General features: G+C 70.1%; 30 protein-coding genes and 1 tRNA gene. 20 read left to right on the forward strand and 11 right to left on the reverse strand.

What is annotated here, in order from left to right:
• The first annotated feature begins 15 nt into the window (after positions 1-15).
• Entirely contained in the window at positions 16-192 is a 177-nt protein-coding gene (locus ACYVLJ_RS10350) for a hypothetical protein (RefSeq protein ID WP_451970399.1), read from the forward strand.
• On the opposite strand, the gene ACYVLJ_RS10355 is transcribed toward ACYVLJ_RS10350, so the two are convergent.
• Both ACYVLJ_RS10355 and ACYVLJ_RS10360 read right to left on the reverse strand, forming a co-directional pair.
• Complete coding sequence (locus tag ACYVLJ_RS10355; RefSeq protein WP_460438443.1) at positions 133-768, reverse strand: VanZ family protein; 636 nt, start codon at positions 766-768, stop codon at positions 133-135. The two genes, ACYVLJ_RS10350 and ACYVLJ_RS10355, sit on opposite strands and share 60 nt — an antisense overlap.
• 92 nt (positions 769-860) lie before the next feature.
• Complete coding sequence (locus ACYVLJ_RS10360) at positions 861-986, reverse strand: hypothetical protein (protein WP_460438444.1); 126 nt, start codon at positions 984-986, stop codon at positions 861-863.
• Positions 987-1,154: 168 nt separating this feature from the next.
• Between ACYVLJ_RS10360 and ACYVLJ_RS10365 the strand changes: the two genes are divergently transcribed.
• The 4 genes from ACYVLJ_RS10365 to ACYVLJ_RS10380 all read left to right on the forward strand — a co-directional run bounded on the left by ACYVLJ_RS10365 (position 1,155) and on the right by ACYVLJ_RS10380 (position 5,238).
• Entirely contained in the window at positions 1,155-2,234 is a 1,080-nt protein-coding gene (locus ACYVLJ_RS10365) for a Gfo/Idh/MocA family protein (protein WP_460438445.1), read from the forward strand.
• Between the two features lie 51 nt (positions 2,235-2,285).
• On the forward strand, positions 2,286-3,065 hold the full coding sequence (locus ACYVLJ_RS10370) for an alpha/beta fold hydrolase (RefSeq protein WP_460438446.1): 780 nt from the start codon (positions 2,286-2,288) through the stop codon (positions 3,063-3,065).
• A 113-nt stretch (positions 3,066-3,178) separates the two neighbouring features.
• Positions 3,179-4,873: a bifunctional metallophosphatase/5'-nucleotidase gene (locus ACYVLJ_RS10375; RefSeq protein ID WP_460438447.1), complete on the forward strand. Its 1,695-nt coding sequence runs from the start codon at positions 3,179-3,181 to the stop codon at positions 4,871-4,873.
• A 38-nt stretch (positions 4,874-4,911) separates the two neighbouring features.
• Complete coding sequence (locus ACYVLJ_RS10380) at positions 4,912-5,238, forward strand: MmcQ/YjbR family DNA-binding protein (protein ID WP_460438448.1); 327 nt, start codon at positions 4,912-4,914, stop codon at positions 5,236-5,238.
• On the opposite strand, the gene ACYVLJ_RS10385 is transcribed toward ACYVLJ_RS10380, so the two are convergent.
• Together ACYVLJ_RS10385 and ACYVLJ_RS10390 are read right to left on the reverse strand one after the other, a co-directional pair.
• Positions 5,228-5,764, reverse strand: a complete 537-nt coding sequence (locus ACYVLJ_RS10385) for a GNAT family N-acetyltransferase (protein ID WP_451970377.1) — start codon at positions 5,762-5,764, stop codon at positions 5,228-5,230. The two genes, ACYVLJ_RS10380 and ACYVLJ_RS10385, sit on opposite strands and share 11 nt — an antisense overlap.
• An 8-nt stretch (positions 5,765-5,772) precedes the next feature.
• Complete coding sequence (locus ACYVLJ_RS10390) at positions 5,773-6,150, reverse strand: PNPOx family protein (RefSeq protein ID WP_460438449.1); 378 nt, start codon at positions 6,148-6,150, stop codon at positions 5,773-5,775.
• 88 nt (positions 6,151-6,238) lie between these two features.
• Between ACYVLJ_RS10390 and ACYVLJ_RS10395 the strand changes: the two genes are divergently transcribed.
• From ACYVLJ_RS10395 to ACYVLJ_RS10410, 4 genes are all read left to right on the forward strand, one after another.
• On the forward strand, positions 6,239-6,889 hold the full coding sequence (locus ACYVLJ_RS10395) for a hypothetical protein (RefSeq protein ID WP_451970371.1): 651 nt from the start codon (positions 6,239-6,241) through the stop codon (positions 6,887-6,889).
• Positions 6,890-7,042: 153 nt separating this feature from the next.
• Positions 7,043-7,393: a YciI family protein gene (locus ACYVLJ_RS10400; protein WP_451970368.1), complete on the forward strand. Its 351-nt coding sequence runs from the start codon at positions 7,043-7,045 to the stop codon at positions 7,391-7,393.
• Positions 7,390-8,577 carry an RNA polymerase sigma factor gene (locus tag ACYVLJ_RS10405; RefSeq protein ID WP_460438450.1) on the forward strand — a complete coding sequence of 396 codons (1,188 nt, stop codon included), beginning with the start codon at positions 7,390-7,392 and terminating at the stop codon, positions 8,575-8,577. The genes ACYVLJ_RS10400 and ACYVLJ_RS10405 overlap by 4 nt, the downstream gene beginning before the upstream one ends.
• 110 nt (positions 8,578-8,687) lie before the next feature.
• Positions 8,688-9,080 (forward strand): nuclear transport factor 2 family protein, encoded by a 393-nt coding sequence (locus ACYVLJ_RS10410; RefSeq protein WP_451970363.1) that lies wholly within the window; start codon positions 8,688-8,690, stop codon positions 9,078-9,080.
• Between the two features lie 48 nt (positions 9,081-9,128).
• Here the strand turns inward: ACYVLJ_RS10410 and ACYVLJ_RS10415 are convergent.
• Positions 9,129-9,199, reverse strand: a tRNA-Gly gene (locus ACYVLJ_RS10415).
• A 110-nt stretch (positions 9,200-9,309) separates the two neighbouring features.
• On the opposite strand from ACYVLJ_RS10415, the gene ACYVLJ_RS10420 reads away from it, so the two are divergent.
• Both ACYVLJ_RS10420 and dcd read left to right on the forward strand, forming a co-directional pair.
• Complete coding sequence (locus ACYVLJ_RS10420; RefSeq protein ID WP_460438451.1) at positions 9,310-10,503, forward strand: oxygenase MpaB family protein; 1,194 nt, start codon at positions 9,310-9,312, stop codon at positions 10,501-10,503.
• A gap of 22 nt (positions 10,504-10,525) precedes the next feature.
• On the forward strand, positions 10,526-11,107 hold the full coding sequence (gene dcd / locus ACYVLJ_RS10425; RefSeq protein WP_460438452.1) for a dCTP deaminase: 582 nt from the start codon (positions 10,526-10,528) through the stop codon (positions 11,105-11,107).
• Here the strand turns inward: dcd and ACYVLJ_RS10430 are convergent.
• Positions 11,104-12,300, reverse strand: a complete 1,197-nt coding sequence (locus tag ACYVLJ_RS10430; RefSeq protein ID WP_460438453.1) for an FAD-dependent oxidoreductase — start codon at positions 12,298-12,300, stop codon at positions 11,104-11,106. The genes dcd and ACYVLJ_RS10430 overlap by 4 nt on opposite strands.
• A gap of 73 nt (positions 12,301-12,373) precedes the next feature.
• Here ACYVLJ_RS10430 and ACYVLJ_RS10435 point away from each other — a divergent pair, with 73 nt between their 5' ends.
• The 3 genes from ACYVLJ_RS10435 (at position 12,374) to ACYVLJ_RS10445 (ending at position 18,325) form a co-directional block, all read left to right on the forward strand.
• Positions 12,374-12,844: a MarR family transcriptional regulator gene (locus tag ACYVLJ_RS10435; protein ID WP_451970057.1), complete on the forward strand. Its 471-nt coding sequence runs from the start codon at positions 12,374-12,376 to the stop codon at positions 12,842-12,844.
• 105 nt (positions 12,845-12,949) lie between these two features.
• Positions 12,950-17,479 carry a DUF7507 domain-containing protein gene (locus ACYVLJ_RS10440; RefSeq protein WP_460438454.1) on the forward strand — a complete coding sequence of 1,510 codons (4,530 nt, stop codon included), beginning with the start codon at positions 12,950-12,952 and terminating at the stop codon, positions 17,477-17,479.
• 156 nt (positions 17,480-17,635) lie between these two features.
• The gene (locus ACYVLJ_RS10445) at positions 17,636-18,325 is read left to right on the forward strand and encodes a CAP domain-containing protein (protein WP_460438455.1); all 690 of its coding nucleotides are present in this window, start codon (positions 17,636-17,638) and stop codon (positions 18,323-18,325) included.
• Positions 18,326-18,335: 10 nt separating this feature from the next.
• Here the strand turns inward: ACYVLJ_RS10445 and ACYVLJ_RS10450 are convergent, their stop codons facing one another.
• The 3 genes from ACYVLJ_RS10450 to ACYVLJ_RS10460 form a co-directional block, all read right to left on the reverse strand.
• Entirely contained in the window at positions 18,336-19,352 is a 1,017-nt protein-coding gene (locus ACYVLJ_RS10450; RefSeq protein ID WP_460438456.1) for a cation diffusion facilitator family transporter, read from the reverse strand.
• Between the two features lie 17 nt (positions 19,353-19,369).
• Positions 19,370-19,843: a DUF742 domain-containing protein gene (locus ACYVLJ_RS10455; RefSeq protein WP_460438457.1), complete on the reverse strand. Its 474-nt coding sequence runs from the start codon at positions 19,841-19,843 to the stop codon at positions 19,370-19,372.
• Between the two features lie 320 nt (positions 19,844-20,163).
• The gene (locus ACYVLJ_RS10460) at positions 20,164-22,380 is read right to left on the reverse strand and encodes a (Fe-S)-binding protein (protein WP_460438458.1); all 2,217 of its coding nucleotides are present in this window, start codon (positions 22,378-22,380) and stop codon (positions 20,164-20,166) included.
• Between the two features lie 153 nt (positions 22,381-22,533).
• Between ACYVLJ_RS10460 and ACYVLJ_RS10465 the strand changes: the two genes are divergently transcribed.
• From ACYVLJ_RS10465 to ACYVLJ_RS10480, 4 genes are read left to right on the forward strand one after another with little or no spacing between them, the layout of a single operon-like run.
• The gene (locus ACYVLJ_RS10465) at positions 22,534-22,863 is read left to right on the forward strand and encodes a DMT family transporter (RefSeq protein WP_460438459.1); all 330 of its coding nucleotides are present in this window, start codon (positions 22,534-22,536) and stop codon (positions 22,861-22,863) included.
• Positions 22,860-23,420, forward strand: coding sequence for a TetR/AcrR family transcriptional regulator (locus tag ACYVLJ_RS10470; protein WP_451970040.1), 561 nt, complete (start codon positions 22,860-22,862; stop codon positions 23,418-23,420). The genes ACYVLJ_RS10465 and ACYVLJ_RS10470 overlap by 4 nt, the downstream gene beginning before the upstream one ends.
• A gap of 26 nt (positions 23,421-23,446) precedes the next feature.
• Positions 23,447-23,893, forward strand: a complete 447-nt coding sequence (gene cynS, locus ACYVLJ_RS10475; protein WP_323324900.1) for a cyanase — start codon at positions 23,447-23,449, stop codon at positions 23,891-23,893.
• 28 nt (positions 23,894-23,921) lie between these two features.
• Complete coding sequence (locus tag ACYVLJ_RS10480) at positions 23,922-24,356, forward strand: GNAT family N-acetyltransferase (protein WP_460438460.1); 435 nt, start codon at positions 23,922-23,924, stop codon at positions 24,354-24,356.
• A gap of 10 nt (positions 24,357-24,366) precedes the next feature.
• Here ACYVLJ_RS10480 and ACYVLJ_RS10485 read toward each other — a convergent pair whose 3' ends face one another.
• Positions 24,367-24,804, reverse strand: coding sequence for a GNAT family N-acetyltransferase (locus tag ACYVLJ_RS10485; protein WP_460438461.1), 438 nt, complete (start codon positions 24,802-24,804; stop codon positions 24,367-24,369).
• 1 nt (position 24,805) lies between these two features.
• Positions 24,806-25,339 carry a YbhB/YbcL family Raf kinase inhibitor-like protein gene (locus ACYVLJ_RS10490; protein ID WP_451970032.1) on the reverse strand — a complete coding sequence of 178 codons (534 nt, stop codon included), beginning with the start codon at positions 25,337-25,339 and terminating at the stop codon, positions 24,806-24,808.
• A gap of 175 nt (positions 25,340-25,514) precedes the next feature.
• Here ACYVLJ_RS10490 and ACYVLJ_RS10495 point away from each other — a divergent pair, with 175 nt between their 5' ends.
• Positions 25,515-26,285, forward strand: a complete 771-nt coding sequence (locus ACYVLJ_RS10495) for a DUF4097 family beta strand repeat-containing protein (protein WP_451970030.1) — start codon at positions 25,515-25,517, stop codon at positions 26,283-26,285.
• 30 nt (positions 26,286-26,315) lie between these two features.
• Positions 26,316-26,549, forward strand: coding sequence for a hypothetical protein (locus ACYVLJ_RS10500; RefSeq protein WP_460438462.1), 234 nt, complete (start codon positions 26,316-26,318; stop codon positions 26,547-26,549).
• Positions 26,550-26,696: the final 147 nt, after the last annotated feature.

Here is a 26,696-nt window from a genome sequence, read left to right on the forward strand (position 1 = left end):
ACCGAGGAGGATTTCGTGCAGCTTCCGATCGTCCTCGGGCTTGTCGCGCTGGTGCTCGCCGTCGCCACGCTCGTCGTCGTCCTCGAAGACCGGCGGGCCGCCAAGCGGGCGGCCCTGCAGCGGAAGGCGCGGTTAGCGCGACTGGGCGAGGTGGACCCGCTCGCGCCGGGCCGGCTGCACGCGGACCGGTGAACGCAGGAGCGTGAGCAGCAGCGCGCCGAACACCCAGCCGACCCCGGCGCCGAGCGTGTTGTTCATGAGGTCGTCGACGTCGAAGATGCGGTAGACGTAGGGCGCCGTGCCGAAGTTCGCCGTGACCTGCGTGAGTTCGATGAGCAGTGACACCCCGAAGCCGATGAGCGTCGTGCCGACCAGGCCGCGGCGCCACAGGATCCGCGCGAACACCCCGAGCGGGACGAACAGCAGCACGTTCAGGCACGCCTGCTGGAACGTCTGCGTCATGAACCACTGCGACAGCGGCTCGCCGTGCTTGAGCAGCTCGGTGTGGATGTCGGTGATCCACTGGAACGGGTGCAGCTGCACCGTCTGGCTCAGCCGGCGGGTGCCGGGCCCGGGCAGCGGCAGGAAGACGACCGCGAAGGTCATGCAGCCGTACAGCAGCACCGCCGCGGTCGTGACGATGCCGCGCAGGCGCAGGCCGCCGTGGCGCGCGAGCTGGGTGATCAGCTGCGGCACCAGCACCACGGACCACAGCGCGAGGAAGCCGATGAACCCGTACTGCAGGGCGGTGACCTGTGCGTTCGTCATGCCACCGACGTTATGGATCTTGCCCCGGGGCCACTTCGGTCGAAGAGCCGGACCCCATCGGCCACTCGGCCGACCGCGGCCGGGCCGATCGGTCAGTCGTCGTCGCGCTCCTCGGTGCGCTCGGCCCGCCACGCGCTGAACACCGTGCCGCCGATCAGCAGCACGACGACGGCCAGCACCACGAGTACGACCTCGATGCCCATTCGTCCCCCAGTCACCGGAATGCACCGTCATCGCTGCGGGGTCAAGGGGTGTTACCGAACCGCCCGGCGAGTCGAATTCGTCACGGCAACGGAAGACGTAACCGGATGCGGCTTGCGCTCGAGCGGGAATGACCACGACGCTCAGCACGTCGAAGTCTTGTGGGGGCAACGAAAGGAACACTGATGGCACCGGTCCGGGTCGGCATCGTCGGGCTCAGCGCGAACGGCGGCTGGGCCGCCACCGCGCACGTGCCCGCGCTGGCCGCGGTGGAGGGCTACGAGCTCCGCGCGCTGAGTGGGAGCAGTACCGAGTCGGCGCGCGTCGCCGGGGAGAAGTACGGCGTGCCGCTGACCTTCGGCGACGCCGGGGAGCTCGCCCGGCACCCGGAGGTCGACCTGGTGGTCGTCGCGGTCAAGGTGGCCGAGCACCGGGCCCTGATCGAGCCCGCGCTGGCCGCGGGCAAGCAGGTCCTGAGCGAGTGGCCGCTCGGCGTGAGCCTGGCCGAAACCGAGGCGCTGACCGAAGCCGCGAAGGACGCGAAGACCGCGGTCGGCCTCCAAGGGCGGTCCGCGCCCGCGTTGCGCTACCTGCGTGACCTGATCAAGGACGGCTACGTCGGCCGTGTGCTGTCGACGTCGTTGATCGGCTCGGGCGGGAACTGGGGACCCAGCGTCCGCGCCGGCCGCGACTACCAGCTGCACCCCGAGGGGGGCGCGACCATGCTGACGATCCCGTTCGCGCACACCGTGGACGCGCTCGACATGGTCCTCGGCCGGTTCAGCGAGCTGTCGGCGACGATGGCGACCGTCCGGCCGCGCGTGCGCGACGAGGTCACCGGCGACCCGGTCCCGATGACCGCGCCGGACCAGATCGCCGTCACCGGCGTGCTCACCGGCGGCGCGGTCGCGTCGCTGCACCTGCGCGGCGGGTCCTCGCCTGCCACCGACTTCCACTGGGAGATCAACGGCACCGAGGGCACCCTGGTCGTCAACGCCGCGGACCCGCTGTTCTGGATCGCGAAGCTGACGTTGCGCGGCAGCCGGACCGGCACGCTCGAACGGCTCACCGTGCCCGGCCGGTACGAGCTGCCGCAGCTGGCCGGGCGCGCCGCCGAGCCGTCCTACAACGTCGCGCACGCCTACGCGCGGCACCTCAAGGGCGACCTGCCGGACTTCGCGCACGCGCGGCGCGTCCACCGGGTGCTCGACGCCGTCCAGCGGGCGGCCGACTCCGGCGCACGGGTTCACCCGGACGCAGAGTAACTGTTACCGGCGGTTGTAGCTTTTCCGCTATCCCCGCCTTACTCTCGGGTCATGGACGACGTTGTCTATGACCGCGCGGGCACCGGCGAACCGCTGGTGCTGATCCACGGCATCGGCCACCGCCGTCAGGCGTGGGCGCCGGTGTTCCCGCTGCTCACGCCGCATCGCGACGTCATCGCCGTGGACCTGCCGGGCTTCGGGGAGTCGCCCGAGCCGGCCGGCGGGTACGGCGTCGAGCCCGCGCTCGTGATGTTCAAGGAGCTCTTCACCGAGCTCGGCATCGACCGCCCGCACGTCGCGGGCAACTCGCTCGGCGGCCTGCTGTCGCTGGCGCTCGGGCAGGCCGGGCTCGTCCGCAGCGTCACGGCGTTGTCGCCCGCCGGGCTGTGGACCCGGTCGCAGAAGCTCTACGCGATCGCCACGCTCAAGGCCCACCGCGCTCTCGCGCTGCGCACGCCACCGCACGTCGTGCGCCGCATCGCCGCGACGGCCGCCGGGCGCGCGGCGCTGACCGGGATGATCGTCGGGAAACCGGCGCTGCTGACCCCGGACGCCGTCGTCGAGGACGCCCACGCGCTCGCGACCGCGCCGGGCTTCGAGCCCACTGCCGCCGAGTCCCGCGGCGACTTCCGCTTCACGGGCCCGGTCACCGGCGTCCCGGTGACGGTCGCGTGGGCCGAGCACGACCGGATCCTCGCCCGCCCGCGCCTCGCCGACCTGCGGAAGATCGCTCCGAACGGGACGTTCAAGCTGCTGCCCGGCTGCGGGCACGTGCCGATGAACGACGACCCCGGACTCGTCGCGCGGGTGCTGCTCGAGGGAAGCCGTTAGGTGACATTCGCTTTACGTCCGTCTTTTGACCCTGGTAGCTGACCGCTTCGCGAGGCAGAATCCTCCGCCGTGCGCCCGTTGGGGACCTTGGGCGCGAATCGGAGGAAACACGCATGAGGCTTTCAACCCGGCTCGTGGTGCTCGCCGCGGCCGCGCTGGCGACGACCGCGGTGACCACCGCGCCCGCGTCCGCGGGCCAGCGCCCGGACCCCACCACGGACGTCCGGATCATCGGGTTCAACGACCTGCACGGCAACCTCGAGCCGCCGTCCGGCTCCAGCGGCCGCGTCACGCAGTCCGACGGGACCACTGTGGACGCCGGCGGTGCCGCTTACCTGGCGACGCACGTGAAGCAGCTCCGTTCGCAGGTGCGCAACTCGTTCGTCGTGTCCGCCGGCGACAACATCGGCGCGTCGCCGCTGACCTCGGCGCTGTTCCACGACGAGCCGACCATCGACTTCCTGAACATGCTGGGCGTCAACGCGTCCGTCGTCGGGAACCACGAGTTCGACGAGGGCTACAAGGAACTGCAGCGCATGCAGTTCGGGGGCTGCCACCCCACGGACGGCTGCCAGTTCCAGAAGACTTTCGACGGTGCGAAGTTCCCGTTCCTCGGGTCCAATGTGTACTTCACCAACGGCCTGCCCGCGTTGTTGCCGTTCACCGTCAAGTTCGAGGGCGGCGTGCCGATCGGCGTCATCGGCGCGACGCTGAAGGACCTGCCGTCGGTCGTCACGCCGGAGGCGATCAAGGGCCTGAAGTTCGGCGACGAGGTCGAGGCGATCAACCGCACCGCGAACCTGCTCGACTTCTTCGGGGTCAAGGCCCAGATCGTGCTGCTGCACCAGGGTGACAGCACCGAGCTCGAGGGCCCGAACGACTGCAGGGTCCTGCCGGGCCCGGCCACCGCGATCGCGAAGGCGGTGACCCCGAAGGTCGATGCGATCTTCACCGGCCACAGCCACCAGCAGTACAACTGCGTGATCAACGACCCGGCCGGCCAGCCGCGCCCGGTCATCCAGGGCTCGTCGTTCGGCCGCCTGCTGTCGGTCGTGGACCTGAAGATCAGCCTGAAGACGCGCGACGTCGTCCGGTCGCAGACCAAGGCGTTCAACGAGATCGTCACGCGGACGGTCACGCCGGACCCGGCCGTGACGGCCCTGGTCGACGACGCGAAGGCCAAGTCCGGCCCGATCGCGAACAAGCAGGTCGGCACCATCACCGAGGACCTGAAGGCGGCGGGCAACGCGGCCGGCGAATCGGCGCTCGGCGACGTCATCGCCGACGCGCAGCTCGCGGGCACGCAGTCGAACAGCGCGGTCATCGCGATGACCAATCCGGGCGGCATCCGCGCCGACCTGACCTACAAGTCGTCCGACAAGGGCGAAGGCGACGGCGTGGTGACCTACGGCGAGGCGTTCACCGTCCAGCCGTTCTCGAACATCATGCAGACGATCACGCTGACCGGCGCGAACCTCAAGAACGTGCTGGAGCAGCAGTGGGCGCCGGGCGTGAACCCGAAGTTCCTGCAGATCTCGAGCTCGCTGCACTACAGCTATTCGGCGTCCGCGCCGCAGGGCTCGCGGGTCTCGAACATCACGGTGAACGGCACGCCGGTCGACCCGGCGGCGACGTTCCGCGTGTCGGTGAACAACTTCCTCGCCGCCGGCGGGGACGGCTTCACCGAGTTCACCAAGGGCACGAACCTGGCCGGCGGGCCGGTGGACCTGGACGCGCTGGTCGCGTACCTGGGCGCCCACCCGAACCTGGCCCCGCCCGCGGCGGACCGGATCACGAAGCTGCCGTAGTTCCCGTTTTTGCAAGCCACCGGGTCGACAATGGACCCATGACGACCTGGGAAGACGTCGTCCGCCTGGCCTCGGCACTGCCCGAGGTCGAGGCGGCGACGTGGTATCGCACCCCCGCGCTGAAAGTCGCGGGCAAGGGGTTCGCGCGGCTGCGCACCGAGGCCGAAGGCGGCCTGGTCGTGATGTGCGGGCTCGACGAGAAGGCCGCGTTGCTGGAGTCCGGCGACGCGGCCTTCTTCACGACACCGCACTACGACGGCCACGGCTCGATCATCGTCGACCTCGAGCAGGTCGACGTCGATCAGCTGCGTGAGCTGCTCGAAGAGGCGTGGCGGCTGAAGGCACCGCCCCGGCTCACCAGGTGAGCTCGCCCTTGAGCATGCTCATCAGGATCATGTCGTGGCGCTGCCCGTCGAGGCCGACGAACGACTCGCGGTGCCGGCCCTCTTCGACGAACCCGACCTTCCGGTAGACGTGCCGGGCGACCTCGTTCTCGGCGACGACCCACAGCGAGATCTGGTGCAGGCGCATGTTGTCGAACCCGTAGCGGCACATCAGGCGCAGCGCTTCGGTGCCGTACCCGCCGCCGCCGCGGTATTCGGCGTCGCCGACGTAGATGTCCAGGTAGGCCTCGCCGACCTCGGGCTCGGCGTCGCGCAGGTCGACGATGCCGATGAGCTTCCGCTCGGCCTTGGCCTCGATGCCGAGGACGACCTTCTCGTAGGTGTTGACCGCGCGCTCTTCGCAGCGCTTGCGCACCTGGGCGAGCGAGAGCGGGTGGCCGTTCTCCATCCAGCGGCCGACCTCCGGGTCGGTCACGAAGCCGTGGATGCGTTCGGCGTCCTCCGGTTCGAGCGCGCGCAGCCGGACGAGCTCCCCCTCGAGCAGCATTTCTCCCCCTAGTCCCGCTTGAGCAGCAGGAAGTCCTGGACGTTCAGCAGGCCGAGGAACTGCCGCACGGGTGTCGGCATGGCTCGGCGTGTCTCATCATGCACAAGTTCGGGGGAATGCACGCGGTAATTCTTCCGCTGGGTGATGACCGTGCAGCTCCCGGCGGCCAGCACGTTCTTCACCCAGTCGGTGTCGGGCCCGTAGGTCAGGGCGACGACGAAGCCGTCTTCCGTGCGGAAGACGTTGAGCGGCGTCCGGTACTCCTTGCCGGACTTCCGTCCTTTGTGGACGAGCATGCCGAACCCGGGGGCCCAGTTGACGACGTACTTGTTGACCCGGTTGGTCGCCACGCGGTTGAAGCGGGCGAGTCCCTTCGGAAGCACCATGGGCCCGATGATATCAACGATTGATGAATTAACCGAACGGGTGACCCCGGCTCCCGGCGCGCGCCGCGGCGATGGTGGGATATGGCGCATGTCGACCGAATGGCCGCTGCGCCAGGACCCGGAAGGGCCGGTCATCATCGCGCTGGCCCTGGTGAACGACCCGGACGCACTGGGCTTCGTCGTGCTGGACGACGAGGACGACTGGTTCATCAGCGACGGCACCGAGCTGTCCGACGACGTGCTGGTCAACCGCGAGAGCTTCCGGAAGATGTCGCTGCGCGAAGCCGTCGAGCTGCTGCCGCAGCTGGCCGCGCTGGCCGGCCTGCCGACGGGCATGGCCGCCGACTGGGACCCGGAGCACCGCACGTGGCTGCTCTCGTCGGTGACCGGCTCCGACGACGAGGACGAGGACATCCGGCTGCTCACCCAGCGCCGCGCCGCCTGGGAGTTCGAAGGCTCCCCGGACGACGAGGCGCAGATCAGCAGCGGCCTGACGGAGATCCCGACCGGCCCCCAGCAGCCGGTGCGCGCGGTCCGCCAGGTCGTCCGCGAACAGGACGGCACCTGGCTGTTCGTCGGCTTCGAGGTCCCCGAAGCGGAGGACTTCGAGGTCGAGGGCCTGGAGCTGGAGCACGTCGCGAACCTGTACCCGGACGTCCGCAGCGTGCTGAAGGCCGCCCCGGGCCAGGTGTACGACCGTGCGACGCCGGACGCCGAGTGGGAGCTCGTCGAAGGCTAGAGCCGGATCGGCAGGTGGTCGAGCGGCAGGCCCATGCCCGCCACCCCGCCCGGGAAACTTTCTCCGCGGCAAGTGTCCAGCCGCGCCTTCGCCCGTTCGTCCTTACAGTGATAGCCGGCGATCGGCGCCGGTCAGGACCTGTGAGGAGCAGCCATGCCCCAGTACGCCGCGATCATCTACGCCTCCGACGTCGACCCGACCAAGCCCGAGGCCGTCGACATGATGAAGGACTACAACGAGTTCCACGACGGCGCGCAGGCCGTGATCCGCGGCGGCGCGGCCCTGTACCCGACGGCCACCGCGACGACGGTCCGCGTCACCGGCGGCAAGGGCGGCGACGTCGTCACCAGCGACGGCCCGTACGCGGAGACGAAGGAAGCCCTGACCGGCTTCTACCTCCTCGAGTGCGCCGACCTCGACGAAGCCGTCAAGGTCGCCTCGCGCATCCCGGGTGCCTGGGACGGCGCGATCGAGGTCCGGCCGGTCGTCGACTTCGGCCAGTGACCGACGCCGGGGACGCGGTCGCGCGGCTGGTCCGGGAGGAGGGCACCCGGGTACTGGCCACGCTGGTCCGCGTCACCGGCAGCGTCGACCTGGCCGAGGACGCGGTCCAGGACGCCGTCGTGCGCGCGCTGGAGACGTGGCCGCGCGACGGCGTCCCGGGCAACCCCCGCGGCTGGCTCCTGGTGGCGGCCCGCCGGCGCGCGGTGGACGTCGTCCGCCGTGAAGCGAAGCGGCTCGGGAAGGAGGCGGACGCGATGCCGGCCGTCGACCCGTTCCCGGACCCGGTTTCCGTCCGCGACGACCTGCTGCGCCTGGTCTTCACGTGCTGCCACCCGGCGTTGTCCCTGGACGCCCAGGTGGCGCTGGCGCTCAGGACGTTGGGCGGGTTGTCGACCGCGGAGGTCGCGCGCGGCCTGCTGGTCCCCGAAGCGACGATGGCGAAGCGGCTGACCCGGGCGAAGCAGAAGATCGCCCAGGCGCGGATCCCGTACCGGGTGCCTCCCGCCGAAGAACTGCCGTCCCGGCTGGCCGGCGTGGCGGCGACGGTGTACCTGATCTTCAACGAGGGCTACACGGGCCGCGAGGCCCTGCTCGCGGAAGCGGTCCGGCTGGCGCGTCTGCTGGTTTCGCTGATGCCCGACGAGCCCACGGCCTTGGGCCTGCTGGCGCTGGTGCTGCTGCAGGACGCCCGTCGCGCGGCCCGGTTCTCGTCGGGGGTGCCGGTGCTGCTGGCCGACCAGGACCGTTCGGCGTGGGACTTCGCGCTGATCAAGGAGGGCGTCGAGCTGGTCGGCGTGGGGTTGCGCCGAACACCTTCGGTGCCGAACCCGTACGTGGTCCAGGCGGCGATCGCGGCTTGCCACGATTTGGCGCCGTCCTATGCGGAAACGAACTGGGACGCGGTGATTTCCTGGTACGACGTGCTGTTGTCGGTCCAGGACACCCCGGTGGTCAGGGTGAACCGCGCGGCGGCGGTGGCGGAACGGGACGGCCCGGCGGCGGCATTGGCGTTGGTGGACGCGCTGCCGGACTTGGACGACTACCCGTGGTGGCACGCGTCGCGGGCGGAGTTGTTGCACCGCCTGGGTTCCCCGTCGGCGTCCGAGGCGTTGGAGCGCGCGGTGGAAACCGGGCTCCCGGCCGCCCACGCGGCGCACCTGCGTCGCCGGTTGAGTCCACAGTAGACGATTCCTGTTGTGGGTGTTTTCCTTACCGCTCAGTGAAAAACCGCGGCTTGACCGTCGTCCGGACGGGCGCGTTCCATGAACGGACGTCCTATCCGAGGAGGCCACCCATGGCCGAACACCAGAACGCCACACTCATCCGTCGCGGCTACGCGGCGTTTTCCACGGGCGACGTCGCGACGCTGTCGGAAATCCTCGCGCCGGACGCTGTCCAGCACATGCCGGGGCACAACGTGTTCTCCGGCGACCACAAGGGCCGCGACGCGATCCTCGCCATGTACGGGCAACTGGCCGAGCGAAGCGGCGGAACGCTGAAGGTGGAGCTGGAGGAGGTCTACGCGAACGACGAGGAAGTCGTCACGGTCTACCGTTCGACGGGCACCCGCGCGGGAAAGCAGCTCGACACGCGCCACGCCCTGGTCTTCCGCATCCGCGACGGCCAGGCGACGGAACTGACGGACGTCTCGAGCGACGAAGCCGCCGACGACAATTTCTGGGCCTGAAAAGAAATGCGAAAGCCCCGGACTTCACGTCCGGGGCTTTCGTTCCAGAGCGGATGACGGGAATCGAACCCGCGTATTCAGCTTGGGAAGCTGATGTTCTACCATTGAACTACATCCGCAGTGCGTCGCAAGCATACACGGCGCCGTGATCCCCCTGTCCAGACCCCTCCCTCCTTGACGTGCGCGCTTGAAGTGACAACACTTGTTGTCGACCTCGGAGGTGAGTGCCATGGACGAGCCCGAACTGTTCCGCCAGGGCGGGTTCCGGCTGGCCCAACGGCTGTTCATCGAGGGCGACATCCGGGGTGACGAGCGGCAGGTCGCGCGGCTGCGGGAGTTCGCGCAGGTCGAGGACCGGCTCGCCGACGACGTCGTCGCCTGGATGGCGGGGCAGCCCACGGGCCGCGGCCGAGAGCTCTTCGAAGATGCTCTGAGGAACGGCACTGCCGCCGAAGGGCCGCTCAAGGCCTTCTTCGACCAAGTCGATGCGAAGCCGTACTGGGTCGACGACGAGCGGATCGAGCGGGGCGCCAAAGCCATCACGCGGGCCGGGCTGCTGGGGCTCTTCCCCCTTGGGGACATGTCGCTGATGGGCGGCTACCTCGCGTCCCGGGCCACGAAAGCGCTGGTCGGGACCGGTGAGATCGAGCACAAGGCGGCCCGGCGGCTCGTCGAGACCGCCGCCTGGTGGATCGACGTCACCACGCCCGGTGCGCTCAAGCACGGCGAGAAGGGCTACGCCTCCGCGCTGCGGATCCGGCTCGTGCACGCCCACGTGCGCGCCGCGATGAACCGGCGGGACGACTGGGACTACGCGGCCTGGGACCGGCCCGTCAACCAGGTGCAGACCGCCGGCACGCTCCTGCTCTTCTCGCTCGTCTACGTCTTCGGCACGCAGCTGCTCGGCCTCCGCTATTCCGCCCGCGAACGCGGCGACATCCTGCACCTCTGGCGCTACGTCGGCTGGCTCATGGGCGTCGACGACGAACTGCTGCCCACCGGTCAAGAGGACGCCTGGCGCCTCCTCTGGCTGCTCGCCGCCACCGAGTTCATCCCCGACGACGACTCGAAGCGGCTCGCCAAGGCCCTGATCGAGGCCAACGCCGCCGTCGGCGAGGGGCGCGGCGCCGTCGGGAAGGTGCTCTCCCACGTCTCCGTCGCCGTGCACTCCTCGATCAGCCGGCTCGTGCTCGGGAAGACCAACGCCGACTTCCTCGGCCTGCCGAACGACCCGGTCGCGCAGGCGGTGATCGTCGGCGTCGCGGGCGTCAACTTCGCGGCCGAGACCGTGCGGCGGTTCATCCCCGGCGCGACTCTGCTGCAGGAACGGATCGGCGAGGCCGGGCGCCGCGGGTACGTGAAGCGGCTCGAGAAGATCTTCGCGCCCGACACCACGTACGCGCAGCACATGCGGGCCGCCTGAACCCACCGGATAGGCTTCCCCGGTGCTGCTCAGTGACCGTGACCTCCGCAAAGAGCTCGACGCCGGCCGGCTCGGCATCGACCCCTTCGACCCCGCCATGGTCCAGCCGTCCAGCATCGACGTCCGGCTCGACCGGTTCTTCCGGGTCTTCGACAACAGCAAGTACACCCACATCGACCCGCAGCTGCAGCAGGACGAGCTGACCTCGCTGGTCGAGAAGGAGGGCGACGAGCCCTTCGTGCTGCACCCCGGCGAGTTCGTCCTCGGCTCGACGTTCGAGCTCGTCACCCTCGCCGACGACCTCGCCGGCCGGCTCGAGGGCAAGTCGTCGCTCGGCAGGCTCGGGCTGCTCACGCACTCGACCGCCGGCTTCATCGACCCGGGCTTCTCCGGGCACATCACGCTCGAGCTGTCGAACGTCGCCAACCTGCCGATCACGCTCTGGCCGGGCATGAAGATCGGCCAGCTGTGCATCTTCCGGCTCTCCAGCGCGGCCGAGTTCCCCTACGGCTCGAGCGAGGCCGGGTCCCGCTACCAGGGGCAGCGCGGCCCGACCCCGAGCCGGGCGTACAAGAACTTCCACCGCGTCGACACCTGGCGCTAGGCGGGGATCTTCTCGTCCCAGTCGATGTGGTGGTTCCACATGAAGGCGTTCGGGTCCTCGTCGAACGGCTTCGCGAACGCCCGCTTGATGAAGAAGTCGCGGACGACGCGCCCGACCGGGCCGATCACCTTCTGCTCGCCGTTGCGCTTGCCCGCCGCGACCACGGCTTCGACGCGCTCGCGCCGAAGCCCCTCGTAGGTGGCCAGTGCCCGCTCGACCTCGGGTACGTCACGCAGGCACTTCCCCAGTGTGACGGCGTCTTCGATGGCCATCGACGCGCCCTGGCCCGCCGCCGGCGACGTCGCGTGGGCCGCGTCGCCGATGAGCACCATGCGGCCGCGGTGCCAGACCGGGACCGTCGGGAAGTCGTACGTCGGCCAGGCCGGGTAGATCTCGCGGGTCGCGCGGATGACCTCGGTGGCGGGCGTCCGGTCGGGCGCCACCAGGTGCAGCAGTTCGGCCCGCAGCTTCTCGCCGGCCAGCGTCGCCAGCTCGGACGCGGTCGGCTCGGTCCGGCGCGCCGGGTTCGCGAACCACCAGACGCGGCCGTCCACCGGGCTCACGACGTGGCAGAAGAACACGCGCTTGCCGAAGACCATGTTCAGCACGCCCGGCTCGTCCGGCAGCGACAGGCCTTCGGCGAACCCGCCGGTGTTGAGCAGCGGCACGTACCGCGGCGCCGGCGCGTCCGGGTCGAGGATCGTGCGGACGCGCGAACGCAGGCCGTCGGCGCCGACCAGCAGGTCGCCGGTCTCGTGAGAGCCGTCCGAAAACTCCGCTCTGACCTGCGAAGCCGTCTGGCTCGCGCCGATCAGGCGTTTGCCGTACCCGGCGCGGATTCCGCGCCGCGTCGCCTCGTCGCGCAGGGCGACGTAGAGATCCGAGCGCAGGACGGTCTGGCTGACGGTCCCGTCCGGCAGTGTCCCGCCGAGGGGGAACTCGGCCAGTTTCGTGCCGTTGCCGAGCCCGATCGCCATGCGCGGCGAGTCGAAGCCCACGCCCTTGACGACGTCCTTCAGGCCCAGCGGCAGCAGCGCGTCCAGGCCGTTCACGGCCAGGGTGAGGAACGCGCCGACGCCCTCGGCTCCCCGGTCGTAGGCCTCGAACAGCACCGGCTCGTGGCCGGCCTCGTGCAGCGCGATGGCCGTGATCGTGCCCGCGATGCCGCCCCCGATGATCAGCGCCTTGGTCATCTCGTTCGTCCCCTCAAATATCTTAGGAACTAATTCGTTCTGTCGAACTAAAGAGTGGGCTAAGCTGGTCCCCGTGTCAAGCGAGCGCGCACAACTGGTCGAAGACGTCCTGTTCAGGTCCCGGGAGCTGTCGACCGAGACGGTCATGTTCCACACCGCGATCGCCGCGACGCGCGGGCTGTCGGCGGTCGACACCAAGGTCCTGGACTACCTCGCGCGCTTCGGGCCGCAGACGCCGAAGGACCTGGTGCGGCTGTCCGGGCTGGCGCCCGCCTCGGTGACGGCGATGATCGACCGGCTCGAGCGCAAGGGCATCGTCAACCGGGAGCCGCACCCCGACGACCGGCGCCGCGTCCTCATCGCGCTGGACCGGAAGGCCATCGAAAGCGGCGTGCACCTGTGGGACCACCTGGTCAAGGGCATGCACGAGCTGTGCGACCGCTACACCGACGACGAACTGCGCACGGTGATCGGGTTCGTCGAAGCGGCCACGGCCCTCACCCACGAGTCGACGGCCAAGCTGACCGGCGCCACGGACGGGTGAGATTCGGGGCGCCGAGCCCGTTCCCGTGCCAGGCTCCCAAGGTCGTCTCGGCCCCGGAGGTGGCGAGGAGTGCCGTTGCCCGCAAGACCGCTTCGCGTGATTCTCGTGCTGGCACTGGTTTTCCTGGCCTCGGTGCTGACGCCGTCGGCGGGTGCGGCCGACGCCCCGCCGTTCTCGGTCGGCTACGACGACGTCGTCTACGGAGACTTCCTGTACGCGGGCAACGGCGTCCTGCGCTGCCCGGTCGCCGCCGACGACGCGCCCGTGTCCGGGGCCGTCGCCACGCCGGCGGCGTGCGCGAACACCGCGGACCGCAAGGACACGCTGGCCAACGACGACTTCTTCATGCAGTGGGCCGACGTCGACGCCGACCCCGGCACGTTCGACTCGGCCAGCGCGTCGGTGCGCATCCCGCCCGGCGCCCGCATCGCGTTCGCCCGCCTGAACTGGGCCGGAAACACGACCGGGACGACGTGCGGTCTCCGCGAAGGCGTGCCCGCGGTCCCGCCGCCGGGGACACCCGCCGCGCAGAAGGTCCGGCTTTCGGTCGGCAGCGCGAAGCCCGTCGATGTCGCCCCCGCGAACTTCAGCGAAGAACCGGGCCAGTACTACTCGGCCAACGCCGACGTGACCGCCCAGTTCGCCGGCGCGCCGACCGAGTCCGCGCTCGACCTCACGGTCGGCAACGTGTGGGCCCCCAAGGGTTTCGGCTGCGTCGGCGGCTGGTCGGTTTCGCTGGTCTACGCCTACCCGGAGCGCAATCCGGACTTCGCGCCGAACAAGCGCAAGGTCGTCGTCTACGACGGGCACGTCCGGCAGACGCCCGGCGCCCCCACCGAGACGACGATCACCGGCTTCCGCGCCGCGGCCGCCGACGCGCACATCGGCGTCACCGCGTACGACGGCGACTGGGGCGAGTCCGGCGACCAGTTCCTCGTCGACGGAACCCCGGCGGCCGAGCCCGCGACCGGCGGGACGTCGAACTTCTTCATCTCCAACGCCGACAACGCCGCCGCGCCGGGGGTGAAGAACAACTTCAGCGTGGACGCGAAGGCGTTCGACGTCGACACCATCCCGGCGGGCGCGACGAGCGCGAAGCTCGGCTTCGTCACCAGCGGCGACACCTACCTCGCGCAGAACATGGCGTTCTCGGTGCCGGTGCCCGAACTCCACGTCGCGATGCACGCGAAACAGCCGAAGGCGCACGCCGGCGACCCGGTGACGTTCGCCGTCGCCGTGACGAACCCGGGCGGCCTCCCCGCGTCCGGCGTGCAGGTCGCCGACCAGGTCGTCCCGGCCTGCGCCAAGCCACTCGGCACGCTCGCGCCGGGCCAGACCGTCACTTACGACTGCACCGGCCCGGCACCGGCCGACGACTTCACGAACACCGCGAAGGCGACCGGCACGACCGCACTCGGCGACGCACTCGACGGCGCCGCGTCCGCCCACGTCGACGTCCTGCACCCGGCACTGGGCCTGACGAAGACGGCCGACAAGCCCGCCTACCGCGCCGGGGACACCGCGACCTTCACGGTCAAGGTCACGAACACCGGCGACACCGGGCTTTCCGGCCTGGCGGTCGCCGACGTCAAGGTCCCTTCGTGCACGCTCGCCGGAGCGCTCGCGCCCGGCGAAAGCCGCACGACGACGTGCACGGCGAAGGCGCCGATCGCCGACGGCGTCAACACCGCGACCGCCACCGGCACCGACGAGCTCGGCAAGCAGGTCACGGCCACCGCCGACGCACCCGCGCCGACGATCGCGCCCGCCGTCGCGGTCACCAAGACCGCGGCCCCGCCGGTGGTCCACGCGGGCGAGGCCGTCACGTTCTCCGTGTCGGTCAAGAACACGGGTGACAGCCCGCTCGCGCAGGTGAAGGTCACCGACGACACGACGACGTCGTGCTCGCGCGCGTTCGACAGCCTGGCCGCGGGCGCGACGCAGACGTACACGTGCACGGCGAACCCGTCCGCGACGACGACGTCGCACGTGACCGCCACCGGCACCGACCTCTCGGGCCGGCCGGTGACCGCCACCGCGTCGGCGACCGTCACCGTGATCACGCCGGCGCTGACGCTCACGAAGAACGCCTCGCCGGGCGTCGTGCGGCCCGGCGACCCGATCACGTTCACGATCACGGTCGCCAACGCCGGCGACGCGCCGCTGACGGAGGTCGCCGTCACCGACGACCGCACTCCGGCGTGCGCGAAGACGATCGGCGCGTTGCCGCCGCGGGCCAGGCAGACGTACACCTGCACCACGCCGGCCCCGCCGGACGACTTCACCAACACGGCCGCCGCGTCGGGGAAGGACGAGCTCGGCCGCACGGTGAAGGTCACCGGCGACGCCGTGGTGGACGTCATCCACCCGGCCGTCGCGCTCGCCGCGCAGGCTTCGCCCGCCGCGGTCCGCGAAGGCGACACGGTGACGTGGACGATCACCACCACCAACACCGGCGACGTGCCGCTCACCGACGTGAAGGTCGCGGACGACCAGGTCGCGGGCTGCGCGAAGCCGCTCGGAACGCTCCAGCCGCGGGCGACTTCGGCGTACACGTGCACGACGATCGCGGGCCCGGCCGGCCTCACGAACAAGCCGGCGGTGACGGGCACGGACCCGACGGCCCGCCCGGTGACGGCCACCGCCGAGGCCGCGTTCGCCGTCCAGCACCCGGCCGTGGCGATCACGGCCGAGGTGACGGGCGGCCCGTTCCGCGAGGGCGACGCGGTGCCGCTGCGCATCACGGTCCGCAACACCGGCGACGTGCCCCTGACCGCGTTGCGAGTCACGGACTCGCCCGCCCGGCAGGACACGGGCCAGGGGCCGGCGGGCCACGTCTCTCGCGAGCCGGTGGCCGTCGGCGTGCCGCACGCCGGCGAACAGGTCGCGGGCGCCGACAGCCAAGCCGCGGGCACTCCGCCCACGGCGCGAACCACCGGTCCGCAGGCGCGCGCCACCGGGTGCGCCCAGGTCCTCGACGGCACTCTCGATCCCGGCGCCTCCCGGGACTTCGGCTGCACCCTCACCGCCCCGGGCGACGACTTCGCCGCCGCCGTTCACGTCACCGGCACGCCGCCGGTCGGGTCCGTCGTGACCGCTGACGCCGAGTCCGCGGTGGATGTCATCCACCCGGCCGTCGCGATCAGCAGGTCCGCCGATCCGACGACTGTCCGCCAAGGTGACACCGTCACCTCGACGATCACCGTCACCAACACCGGCGACAGCCCGCTCCGCGACGTTTCCGTAGCCGACAAGCAAGCGCCGGGCTGCGCCAAAACCCTGGGCCGGCTGGAACCGCTGGCGAAGCAGACCTACACGTGCACCCAAGCCGCCGGGGACGCCGACTTCACCGCCACCGCGGAGGTCATCGGCACCGACGCCACGAACCGTCCGGTGACCGCGGCCGCCGGGGTACCGGTCGATGTCATCCACCCGGCGGTCACCGTCACGGACGACGCCGCGCCCGCGCGGGTCCGGCAAGGCGACACCGTCACGTTCACCCTCGTCGTCGCGAACACCGGGGACGTCCCGCTGACCGACGTGTCCCTCGCGGACAGCCGCACCCCGGCGTGCGCTCGGACCATCGGCACCCTCCCTTCCGGCGCTGTCACGCGCCACACATGCACGGTAACCGCGGGTACCGACAATTTCGCGACCTCGGCGACCGCCACGGGCACCGATCCGACGAAACGCCAGGTCAGCGCCACCGGCAACGCGTCCTACACCGTCCTGCACCCGGGGCTTTCGATCGTGCACGAGACCAAGGGGCCCTTCCGCGAAGGCGACACCGTGCCGTTCACGGTCACCGTCACCAACACCGGCGACGTGCCGCTGACCGCGGTCGCCGTCAGCGGTGAACAGGCCTGCGCGAGGACGTTCGACAAGCTCGAGGCGGGCGCCACGCAGAAGTACGACTGCACCACGACGGCCCCGAAGGACGACGTCGTGAGCACCGTCGAAGCCAGGGCCACCGCGCCGGTCGGCCCGCCGGTCAGCGCGAAGGACACCGCGGACGTCGACGTCATCCACCCGGCCGTGAAGATCGCGAAGGAAGCGAAGCCCGCAACGGTCCGCGTGGGCGACGACGTCACCTTCACCGTCGTCGTGACCAACACCGGCGACGTCCCGCTGACCAGCGTGTCCATTGTGGATGACGGCACCTGTGCCAAGAAGTTCGACGTGCTGGCCGCCGGCGCGAACCAGAGCTACACCTGCACCCGGAAAGCGCCGGACGACGACTTCACCACCACCGCCGACGTGACGGGAATGGACCCGACCGGTCGCGCGGTGCACTCGAAAACCGAGGAAAAAGTCGATGTGGTGCACCCCGAGATCGCGGTGATGAAGGACGCGACGCCGTACGAAGCCCGCCCTGGCGGCACCGTCACCTTTTCCGTTCTGGTCAAGAACACCGGCGACGTGCCGCTCACCGCCGTCTCCGTCGTGGACGACCACACGCCGGCCTGCGCGCACCGCGTCCCGGAACTCGCGCCCGACGCGGAAATCACCTACACCTGCACGACGATCGCCGGCAAGGAAGGCTTCACGAGCAGGGTGACCGTCTCCGGTGAGGACCCGACCGGTCGTCCGGTGACGGCTTCCGGCGACGCCACCTTCGTCGTCCGAAGCGGCTGAATGGAGTAACGGGCCAGCGTCCGATTGCGGCGAATTCCGGACCCTTCGGCGACAAGTCGTGCCGAAGAAATGTGACCAGTGCGTTCGCAGGGTTCTCGCCGTAATCGTCTCGTGATACGTTCTCGCGCCGTGTCCCCCATTGGTGAACGTGCTCGCGTGGTGATGGTGTCACTCAGTGTGCTGATCGGCGTTTTTTCTGCCGCGGCCGGCACCTGGATGGCTTCGGCGGAAGGAAACACCGCCGAGCTGGGCGCCGCGGCGTTGGTGCTTCCCCATGCGCCGGCGGGGTCGGGTGGCGGCAGCGGCACCGACCTGGCCGGCGGTCAGGTCCGCACCACGACGCCGCCCACGACCGGCGCCCCGGCCCCGGCGACGTCCAGCGCGGCTCCGGCGCCGAGCACGACCAGCGAAAGCCCGCAGCCGACGACGTCCGAAGCCGCGCCGCCGCCGAGCACCAAGCCCGCGGCCCGCGTCGCGCCCTCGACCGCCGCGCAGGTCATCGACCTCGTCAACGACGAGCGCGCGAAGGCTGGTTGCGCGCCGCTGTCCGAAGAGCCGCACCTGACGACGGCCGCCCAGGACTACAGCGACGACATGTCCGCCCAGAACTTCTTCTCCCACACCAGTCTCGACGGGACGACGTTCGACCAGCGCATCAAGAACGCCGGCTACTCGAAGCCGGGCGCCGAGAACATCGCGAAGGGCCAGACGTCCGCGGCGCAGGTCATGGACGCGTGGATGAACTCCGAAGGCCACCGCGCGAACATCCTGAACTGCTCCCTGACCAAGATCGGCGTCGGCGTCACGACGAAGGGCTGGTACTGGGTCCAGGACTTCGGCTACTGAGGCTGAAGCCCTACTGGGGGCCCGGCACCTGCCGGTTCCACCGCTCGGCGATGTCGCCGTAGCGCTCCAGGACCCGCGCCCGCAGCTCGGGATCGGTGCGTGGCACGGGCTCGATGAACACCTCGGTGACGTCGTGGAACTGCTCGGTGAGCTCGGCCGCCAGCCGGACGCAGGCGCGTTCGAGGTCCGCGGCGCCGAGTGAGTCGTCGAAGTCGACGCGGGTGCAGACCAGCACCTGGTCGGTGCCCATCAGCATCGTCTGCAGGTCGACGACGGCCTCGATCTCCGGCGCCGCCGAGAGGTGGTCGCGGATGCCGCGGACGATCTGCGGGTCGGCCTGGCGCCCGATGAGCAGGCCCCGGTTCGTCCGCCCGAGCAGGTAGGCGACGCAGGCGAGCAGCAGGCCGATGGCGATCGACGCGGCGCCGTCCCAGATCTCCGAGCCGGTGAGCTGGTGCAGCAGGATGCCGAAGAACGCGAGCAGCAGACCGATCAGGGCCGCCGAATCCTCGAACAGCACGGTCTTCGGCGCCGGGTCGTCGATCAGCCGGAGGTACGTCCAGAACGTCCGGTTCTCGTCCTTCGACTCGCGGCGGACCTGGCGGATCGACTGCAGCCACGACGTGCCCTCGAGGCAGAACGCGATCGCCAGGACGATGTAGCTGAGGATCGACGTGCTCTGGGCCTCGCCGTGGCCGAGCACCGTCGAAACGCCTTCGTAGAGGGCGAACATCGAGCCCGAAGCGAAGATCGACACGGCGGCGAGCAGTGACCAGAAGTAGCGCTCCTTGCCGTAGCCGAAGGGGTGCATCCGGTCGGCGGGGCGCGACGAACGCTTCAAGGCCGTCAGCAGCAGGACTTCGGTGAACGTGTCGGCCACCGAGTGCGCCGCTTCGGACAGCATCGCGCCGGACCCGGTGATGATCCCCGCGATCAGCTTCATCACGGCGATGGCCAGGTTGACGCCCCCGGCGAGCAGAACGGTGAGGGTGCTTTCGCCCCCCGCGTTCCCGTTGTCCTCGGTCACCCTGGTGAGCGTAATGGTCAGAGGCGGCGCAGGCCGTGCAGCACGCGCTCCATGAGCGCCACCGCCGGCCGGCCTTCCGTGTTCACCCGGGTGTCGTGGATGGTGACCAGGCCCTGCTCGGCCATGTCGTCGAGCAGCACGCGGACGACGCCGAGCGGCACGCTGAGCGTGGCCGCGACCTCGGCGACCGAGCGCGGGTGGCGGCAGAGCGTCCGGACCGAGCGGAACTCGCCGGCGATCCGGGCGCCGTTCCAGTGGGCGCCGGCCCGGGTCGAGACGAGCGCTTCGATCGCGAGGTGCCGCCGCGACTGCGTGCGGCCGCGCGTCAGGACGTACGGGCGGACGAGGGTGCGCTGGGCGGGAACGTGGCCGAGCGGCTCGGTGATCCGGCTCTCCTCGACGGGCGGATCCTCGCGGAGGGTGTGCCTGCCGGTGGCGGAATGACGATCTTCCCCGCGCCCGGTGCCCGTGGTCCGCAGGTCGTCGCCCATCCTCGCTGCCCCCTGATTCCGTGATCGTCGAGTGGGTCCTCGCAGGCAGCGGTGGCGGCGAGGAAACGTCAGGATACGCCGGATGTCCAGTCTTCAGGTCGTCGTTTGTCATTGGCACGATGGGCCATTTCAGTGATTATCATGAACGATCTTCGGGTAATCGATTGCCATCACGGAAATCCCAGCTAGTGGACGTCTTCGGTCGCTGTGACAACGGGTAGTTCAGCCGTTACCAATTCGCCGGAGCGGTCTTTCCCGCAATCGAAAACGGCCCCGGCCAGGAAGTCCTGACCGGGGCCGTGCGTTTTCTGCGAATCGCGTCAGTCTTCTTCCGAGAGCGACGGCGCGCCGAGGGCGACGGGCTTCGGCTCCGGCTTCCGCTTGACCGCTTCGAGCAGCATCTGCGCGACGTCGACGATCTCGACCTTCTCGCTCGCGCTGCCGTCGGCCTGCCGCGCGGTGAGGCCGTCGTTCAGCATCACCTTGCAGAACGGGCAGCCCGTCGCGATCTTCGACGGCGCGGTGCCGAGCGCCTCGTCGACGCGTTCGACGTTGATCCGCTTGCCGATCTTCTCTTCCATCCACATGCGAGCGCCGCCCGCGCCGCAGCACATCGACTTGTCGCCGTGCCGCGGCATCTCACGCAGCTGCGCCCCGGTCGCGCCGACCAGCTCGCGCGGCGCCTCGTACACCTTGTTGTGGCGGCCGAGGTAGCACGGGTCGTGGTAGGTGACGTCCTCGGCGACCGGCGCCACCGGCACCAGCTGCTTCTCGCGGACCAGGCGGTTCAGCAGCTGCGTGTGGTGCACGACGTCGAACTGGCCGCCCAGCTCCGGGTACTCGTTGGCGAGGGTGTTGAAGCAGTGCGCGCAGGTCACGACGACCTTGCGGGCCTTGCGCTCACGGCCCTCGAACACCGAGTTCAGGACCTCGACGTTCTGCTGTGCCAGCATCTGGAAGAGGAACTCGTTGCCGGCGCGGCGAGCCGGGTCACCGGTGCAGGACTCCTCCGAGCCGAGCACCGTGTACTTGACGTCGGCCATGTGCAGCAGCTCCGCGACGGCGCGCGTCGTCTTCTTCGCGCGGTCCTCGAACGCGCCGGCGCAGCCGACCCAGAAGAGGTACTCGGCGTCGCCGAGGTCGCCGTCGAACACCGGCACCTCGAAGTCGAGGTCCTCGGTCCAGGCCAGTCGGTCCTTGGCGTTCTGGCCCCACGGGTTGCCCTTGTTCTCCAGGTTCTTGAACATCCCGTTCAGCTCGCTCGGGAAGTTCGACTCGATCATCACCTGGTAGCGGCGCATGTCGACGATGTGGTCGACGTGCTCGATGTCCACCGGGCACTGCTCGACGCAGGCGCCGCAGCTGGTGCAGGACCACAGGACGTCGGGGTCGATGACGCCGCCGTCGTCCCCGATCAAGGCCTTCTGGGACTCGGCGATCGCGAGGACGTCGATCCCGGCGTACATGTTCTCGCCGGACAGGCCGACCTCGTCGCCCGCCATGTCGCGCTTGCCGCCGGCCAGCAGGTACGGCGCCTTCGCGTAGGCGTGGTCACGCAGCTGCGTGATGACCAGCTTCGGCGACAGCGGCTTGCCGGTGTTCCACGCGGGGCACTGCTCCTGGCAGCGGCCGCACTCGGTGCACGTCGAGAAGTCCAGCCAGCCCTTCCAGCTGAAGTCCTCGACCTTGCCGACGCCGAAGGTGTCCTCGTCCGGGTCGGCTTCCTCGAGGTCGAGGACCTTGCCGCCGCTCATCATGGGCTTGAGCGCGCCGAGGGCGACGCCGCCGTCGGCCTCGCGCTTGAAGTAGATGTTGAAGAACGCGCTGAAGCGGTGCCAGGCGATGCCCATGGTCATCGTGCGCGCGACGACGATCAGCCAGACGGTGGCGCTCATCAGCTTGACGAACGCGAACACCGTGACCAGGTTCGGGCTGGCCGGCAGCAGCTCGCCGACCGGGTTCGAGACGAAGGCGGCCCAGGTCGGCGTCTCGTGCGCGCCCAGCGCGGCCTTCGCGGCGCGGACGCCGAGGATGCCGATGCCCTCGATGAGCACGACGGCCTCGATGAAGTACGCCCACTTGAAGTTGGAGCCCTGGAAGCGGCTCTGGCGGTCGGCGCGGCGCGGGTGGTTGCGCTGGCGGATCGCCATCAGCACCAGGATGCCGACGATCGTGCCCACCCCGAGCAGCTCCATGAGCAGCTGGAACGGCGGGAAGTCGTCGAGGATCGGCCAGCCCCAGGTCGGGACGAAGACCTCGCCGTAGGCCTCGAACAGGGCGAGCGAGCCGAGCAGGAAGCCCCACATGACGAGCCAGTGGGCCGGGCCGACGCTGCGCTTGCGGTTCATCCGCGTGTGCGCGGCGAACTCCTTGACCAACGTCTTCATGCGGGGCATGAAGGGGCCGTTGCGCGTCGAGTCGGGCTGCCCGAGACGGATGACGCGCACGAAGCGCGCGATCGTCGCGGCGAACATTCCCCAGGCGACGACGCCGAGCAGGACCGAGATCCCGCCGAGCGTCAGTTGCAGAGCGCCCATCGTTCGGGTGCCTTTCGTCCGGATCGAGCTGTGGTGGTTCGGGCAGACTAATGCTTCTTACTGATGAGTAACCCGTTGAGTGGGGCTAAGTCCCACCGATGTGGTGTACGTCGCTCTTTGTTTCGGGACGATCGTTCAGGTAGTTTTCACCCTATGGGTGCGTACCTTCTCCTCGCGCTGGCGATCGCCGCCGAGGTGTCCGCGACGGTCTCGCTGAAGCTCTCCGAGGGCTTCTCGAAGCTCGGGCCGTCGATCGTCGTGGTGGCCGGGTACGCCGTCGCGTTCGTCGCGCTGTCGTACGTGCTCAAGATGGGGTTGCCGATCGGCGTCGCGTACGCGATCTGGGCCGCGGCCGGCGTCGCCCTGGTCGCGATCGTCGGCGTCGTGTTCCTCAAGGAGCCGGTCAACGCGGCCATGATCGCCGGGCTGGCGCTGGTCATCGGCGGCGTCGTGCTGATCGAAGTCGGGAGTGCGTCGACGTGAAACTGCAGGTGGACGGCCGCAAGGCACGCGGGGAGAAGCGGCGCGCGGAGATCATCGAGGCGACGCTGCGGGTCATCGAGCGCGACGGCGTCGCGGGCGTCACGCACCGGACGGTCGCGACCGAGGCCGGCGTGCCGACGACGTCCACGACGTACCACTTCTCGTCGCTGGACGACCTGCTGATCGCGACGCTCATCTCGTGCGCCCGCGACATGGCGACCGAGGTCTACTGGATGATCGACCGGGCCCGCTCGCGGGGCTCCCGCGGCGCCGAGGAGGTCGCGGGCCTGCTCGCCGAGGCACTGGGCCCGCGGCGCGGCCGCACGATGGCCGAGTACGAGCTGTACCTGCTGGCGGCGCGGAAGCCGGAGCTGCGCCCGGCCGCCCGCCGCTGGCTCGACGTCCTGACGTCGATGGTCCGCCACGACGACGAAGTGGCGTTCCGGGTGTTCCTCGCGGGCATCGACGGGCTGCTGATCCAGGGCCTGATCGACGACGAGCCACCGTCCGCCGACGAGCTGCGCCCGGTTGTCGACTACCTGCTGAAACCTCGCTGAAACACCCCGGCTCTAGCGTCGGGCGCATGACGACGAAGCAGGAAGCCGCCGAAGCCGTCCTCGCCGCGAAGGTCCGTCTCGGACTCAGCTGGGCCCAGCTCGCCGAAACCCTCGACGCGCCGCTCGCGTGGACGACGTCCGCGCTGCTGGGCCAGCACCCGGTGCCCGCCGAGCTGGCCGCGAAAGCCGCCCAGGTCCTGGAGCTGGACTCCGACGCCGAAGCCGCGTTGCGGCTGCAACCCACGCGCGGCGCCCTCGACGACGTGGTGCCGACCGACCCGACGATCTACCGCTTCTACGAGGTCCTGCAGGTCTACGGGCCGACGATCAAGGAGCTCATCCACGAGCAGTTCGGCGACGGGATCATGAGCGCGATCAACTTCAAGCTCGACGTCTCGCGGCGCGAAGACCCGGGCGGCGAGCGCGTGGTCGTCACCATGGACGGGAAGTTCCTGAAATATCAGTGGGGCTGATCCGGCCGCCTGGGTTAACTTCCGGGGTATGCGGATCTTCGGTGACCACGAACTCGACGACGACCGGGCCCGGCTGGACCTCGACGTGGTGTGGAAGTTCCTCTCCACCGAGGCCTACTGGGGCCGCTGGCGCACGCGCGAGCAGGTCGAAGCGGCCGTCGAGGGTTCGTGGCGAGTCGTCGGCGCCTACCGCGGCACCGAACAGGTCGGCTTCGCACGGGCTTTTTCGGACGGCGTCAGCTCGGCCTACCTCGCCGACGTGTTCGTCGTCGGCTCCGCGCGCGGAGCCGGCCTCGGCAAGGAGCTCGTGCGGGAGATGATCGACAACGGTCCGGGCGCCGGCTTCCGCTGGATGCTGCACACCGCCGACGCGCACGGCCTGTACCGGCAGTTCGGCTTCGGCGAGCACACCAAGGGCCGCTACCTGGAACGCGAGGGCGTGAACACCGAGTCGTTGCGCTGACACCGGCTTCTCAAGACTGTGCCCGGTGTTCCAGCCGGCCGTCGCCCGTGAACCCGAGCCGCCGGTAGAGGGCGAGAGCGGCGGTGTTGCCGTCGGCGACCCGCAGCGTCACCTTGCGCGGGGCCGCCCAGTCGACGACCGCGCGGACCAGCGCCTCGCCGACCCCGCGCCCGCGCGCGGGCGGCGCGACCCACATCGTGCCGAGTTCGACGGTGCCTTCGTCCGGGAAGCCGGTGGCCATTCCCACCGGTCCACCGGCGAAGTCGGCGATCACGTTGTGGGAGCCGCGGAGCCGCTCCCGCCAGCGTTCCTCGGGCGCGTCCAGCCAGTCGTCGAGCGTGGCACTGAACGCGTGCGGAGCGTCGCGAAGGACTTGGAGCCGGAGGTCGCGCCACTCCCGCCAGTCGTCCGGGGAGACGACCCGGACCGGCGGGAGTGGCCTTCCCACGTCAGCCCTTGTTCTCGTAGACCGCGGTGAGCACCGCGCGGGCCAGGGTGTGCCCGAACATGTTGAAGCCCAGGAAGGCGGGAGTCGCGTCCTCCGGCACGTCCAGCTTGTCGACGTCCAGCGCGTGCACCGCGAAGTAGTAGCGGTGCGGGCCGTGCCCGGGCGGCGGCGCCGCGCCGAGGAACTGCTTGACGCCGCCGTCGCCCTTGAGCGCGACCGCGCCTTCCGGCAGGCCCGAGCCGTCGCCCGCGCCCGAGGCCAGCTCCGTCACCGAGGGCGGGACGTTGAACACGGCCCAGTGCCAGAACCCGCTGCCCGTGGGGGCGTCCGGGTCGTAGCAGGTGATCGCGAAGCTCTTCGTCTCCGCGGGGAAGCCTTCCCAGGACAGGTGCGGCGAACGGTCCTCGCCACCGGCGCCGAAGATGCCGGAGAGGTGGGGCGTGGCCAGGGTTTCGCCGTCGGCCACGTCGGTGCTGCGCAGGGTGAAGGACGGCACGTCGGGCAGGGATTCGTACGGGCCGGGTGCTTGCGGCATGGATCCTCCTGATCACGGAACTGGAGTCTGGCGCCAGGTTAGGCCCCCGGCCCCGCCCCCGCGTGTCAGGGACGGATCTCAGGGTCTTTCGGGGGGTTACCCCCATGTGCCCGCCCTTCCCCCGGTCCTAACGTTTTCTCACGCAGAGGGAACAACACTGAGGGGACCAACGACCATGGCACGCCCGCTCCTGGCTCTTGGTGGCATCGTCCTGATCGGCGTCGGCCTGGCGACCGCGTTCGGCTGGGGCTGGGGCTCGGACTTCGAGAACACCCAGACCCTTTCGGAAACGATCCGCAGCGTGAAGCTGGAAGGCGACGCGGGGTCGGTGAAGATCCGCACCGGCACCGGACCGTCGACGGTGCACCAAAAAGTCGACTACCACTGGCGCAGCAAACCGGGTGACACCTTCTACCGCGTCGACGGCGACCAGCTCGTGCTCACCGACTGCGGGACCAACTGCTCGGTCGACTTCGAGGTCGTCGTCCCCGCGGGCGTGCCCGTCACCGGCCGGGTCGACTCCGGGGGGCTCGACATCGCCGGGGTGGCGAGCGTGGACGTCCAGGCCGACTCGGGGCACGCCCGGGTCGAGGATGTGCCCGGCCTGGTGAAACTGCGGATGGATAGCGGCGGGACCGACCTGCGGAACGTCGGCGAGGTCCAGCTGCACAGCGATTCCGGCGGCATCCGGGGCACCGGCGTCCGCGGTCCGGTCGACGTGACGTCGTCGAGCGGCGGCGTCGACTTTTCGCTGGTACAGGCGAACAACGTCACGATCAAGGCCGACAGCGGCAGCATCGACGTGCGGGTGCCGGGCGGGCCGTACCGCGTCGTCGGCGACAGCGACAGCGGGCACCGCAGCGTCGACGTCCCGACCGACGGCTCCGCGCCGAACACGCTCGACCTCACCACCGACAGCGGCAGCGTCACGGTCCGCGCGGCCTGACCTTTTCCTTACCACGGGGGCGTTTTCACCATGGGCAAGATCGAACGGCGCGTGCTGGCGGCCGCGCTGCTGGGGGCCGTCGCGATGTTCGGCGTCGTGGGCTTCACCCGCGGGGAGCAGGCCGCGGCGCCGGCGCTGGGGGTGCCGGTCGCCGCGGATTCCCACTACCGAGTGACTTCCGGGGTCGGCACTCCGGCGGAAGTCGTTGTGCAGCAGGGAAACCCCGATTTCTTCCGCTCCTCCTGGACCGGCCGCCGCTCCTGAACCGACCGGCGACGCGGCCAGGCGTGGTGGGCAGCCGCCTCGGCGCGGGCCTGGTGAGCGGCATCACACCCACTCAGGCCGGGCGATCCCGCGGAACCCGGGAACAAGAACCGGGAACGGCTCGTTAGGCTGGGTACGAAGGTTGAG

Source organism: Amycolatopsis stemonae (assembly GCF_054781455.1).

Coding starts and splice junctions, on each gene's coding strand:
- ACYVLJ_RS10355 (WP_460438443.1), bottom strand. CDS start 768: ATGACGAACGCACAGGTCACCGCCCTGCAGTACGGGTTCATCGGCTTC.
- ACYVLJ_RS10365 (WP_460438445.1), top strand. CDS start 1,155: ATGGCACCGGTCCGGGTCGGCATCGTCGGGCTCAGCGCGAACGGCGGC.
- ACYVLJ_RS10370 (WP_460438446.1), top strand. CDS start 2,286: ATGGACGACGTTGTCTATGACCGCGCGGGCACCGGCGAACCGCTGGTG.
- ACYVLJ_RS10375 (WP_460438447.1), top strand. CDS start 3,179: ATGAGGCTTTCAACCCGGCTCGTGGTGCTCGCCGCGGCCGCGCTGGCG.
- ACYVLJ_RS10380 (WP_460438448.1), top strand. CDS start 4,912: ATGACGACCTGGGAAGACGTCGTCCGCCTGGCCTCGGCACTGCCCGAG.
- ACYVLJ_RS10385 (WP_451970377.1), bottom strand. CDS start 5,764: ATGCTGCTCGAGGGGGAGCTCGTCCGGCTGCGCGCGCTCGAACCGGAG.
- ACYVLJ_RS10390 (WP_460438449.1), bottom strand. CDS start 6,150: ATGGTGCTTCCGAAGGGACTCGCCCGCTTCAACCGCGTGGCGACCAAC.
- ACYVLJ_RS10395 (WP_451970371.1), top strand. CDS start 6,239: ATGTCGACCGAATGGCCGCTGCGCCAGGACCCGGAAGGGCCGGTCATC.
- ACYVLJ_RS10400 (WP_451970368.1), top strand. CDS start 7,043: ATGCCCCAGTACGCCGCGATCATCTACGCCTCCGACGTCGACCCGACC.
- ACYVLJ_RS10410 (WP_451970363.1), top strand. CDS start 8,688: ATGGCCGAACACCAGAACGCCACACTCATCCGTCGCGGCTACGCGGCG.
- ACYVLJ_RS10420 (WP_460438451.1), top strand. CDS start 9,310: ATGGACGAGCCCGAACTGTTCCGCCAGGGCGGGTTCCGGCTGGCCCAA.
- ACYVLJ_RS10430 (WP_460438453.1), bottom strand. CDS start 12,300: ATGACCAAGGCGCTGATCATCGGGGGCGGCATCGCGGGCACGATCACG.
- ACYVLJ_RS10455 (WP_460438457.1), bottom strand. CDS start 19,843: ATGGGCGACGACCTGCGGACCACGGGCACCGGGCGCGGGGAAGATCGT.
- ACYVLJ_RS10460 (WP_460438458.1), bottom strand. CDS start 22,380: ATGGGCGCTCTGCAACTGACGCTCGGCGGGATCTCGGTCCTGCTCGGC.
- ACYVLJ_RS10465 (WP_460438459.1), top strand. CDS start 22,534: ATGGGTGCGTACCTTCTCCTCGCGCTGGCGATCGCCGCCGAGGTGTCC.
- cynS (WP_323324900.1), top strand. CDS start 23,447: ATGACGACGAAGCAGGAAGCCGCCGAAGCCGTCCTCGCCGCGAAGGTC.
- ACYVLJ_RS10480 (WP_460438460.1), top strand. CDS start 23,922: ATGCGGATCTTCGGTGACCACGAACTCGACGACGACCGGGCCCGGCTG.
- ACYVLJ_RS10490 (WP_451970032.1), bottom strand. CDS start 25,339: ATGCCGCAAGCACCCGGCCCGTACGAATCCCTGCCCGACGTGCCGTCC.
- ACYVLJ_RS10495 (WP_451970030.1), top strand. CDS start 25,515: ATGGCACGCCCGCTCCTGGCTCTTGGTGGCATCGTCCTGATCGGCGTC.
- ACYVLJ_RS10500 (WP_460438462.1), top strand. CDS start 26,316: ATGGGCAAGATCGAACGGCGCGTGCTGGCGGCCGCGCTGCTGGGGGCC.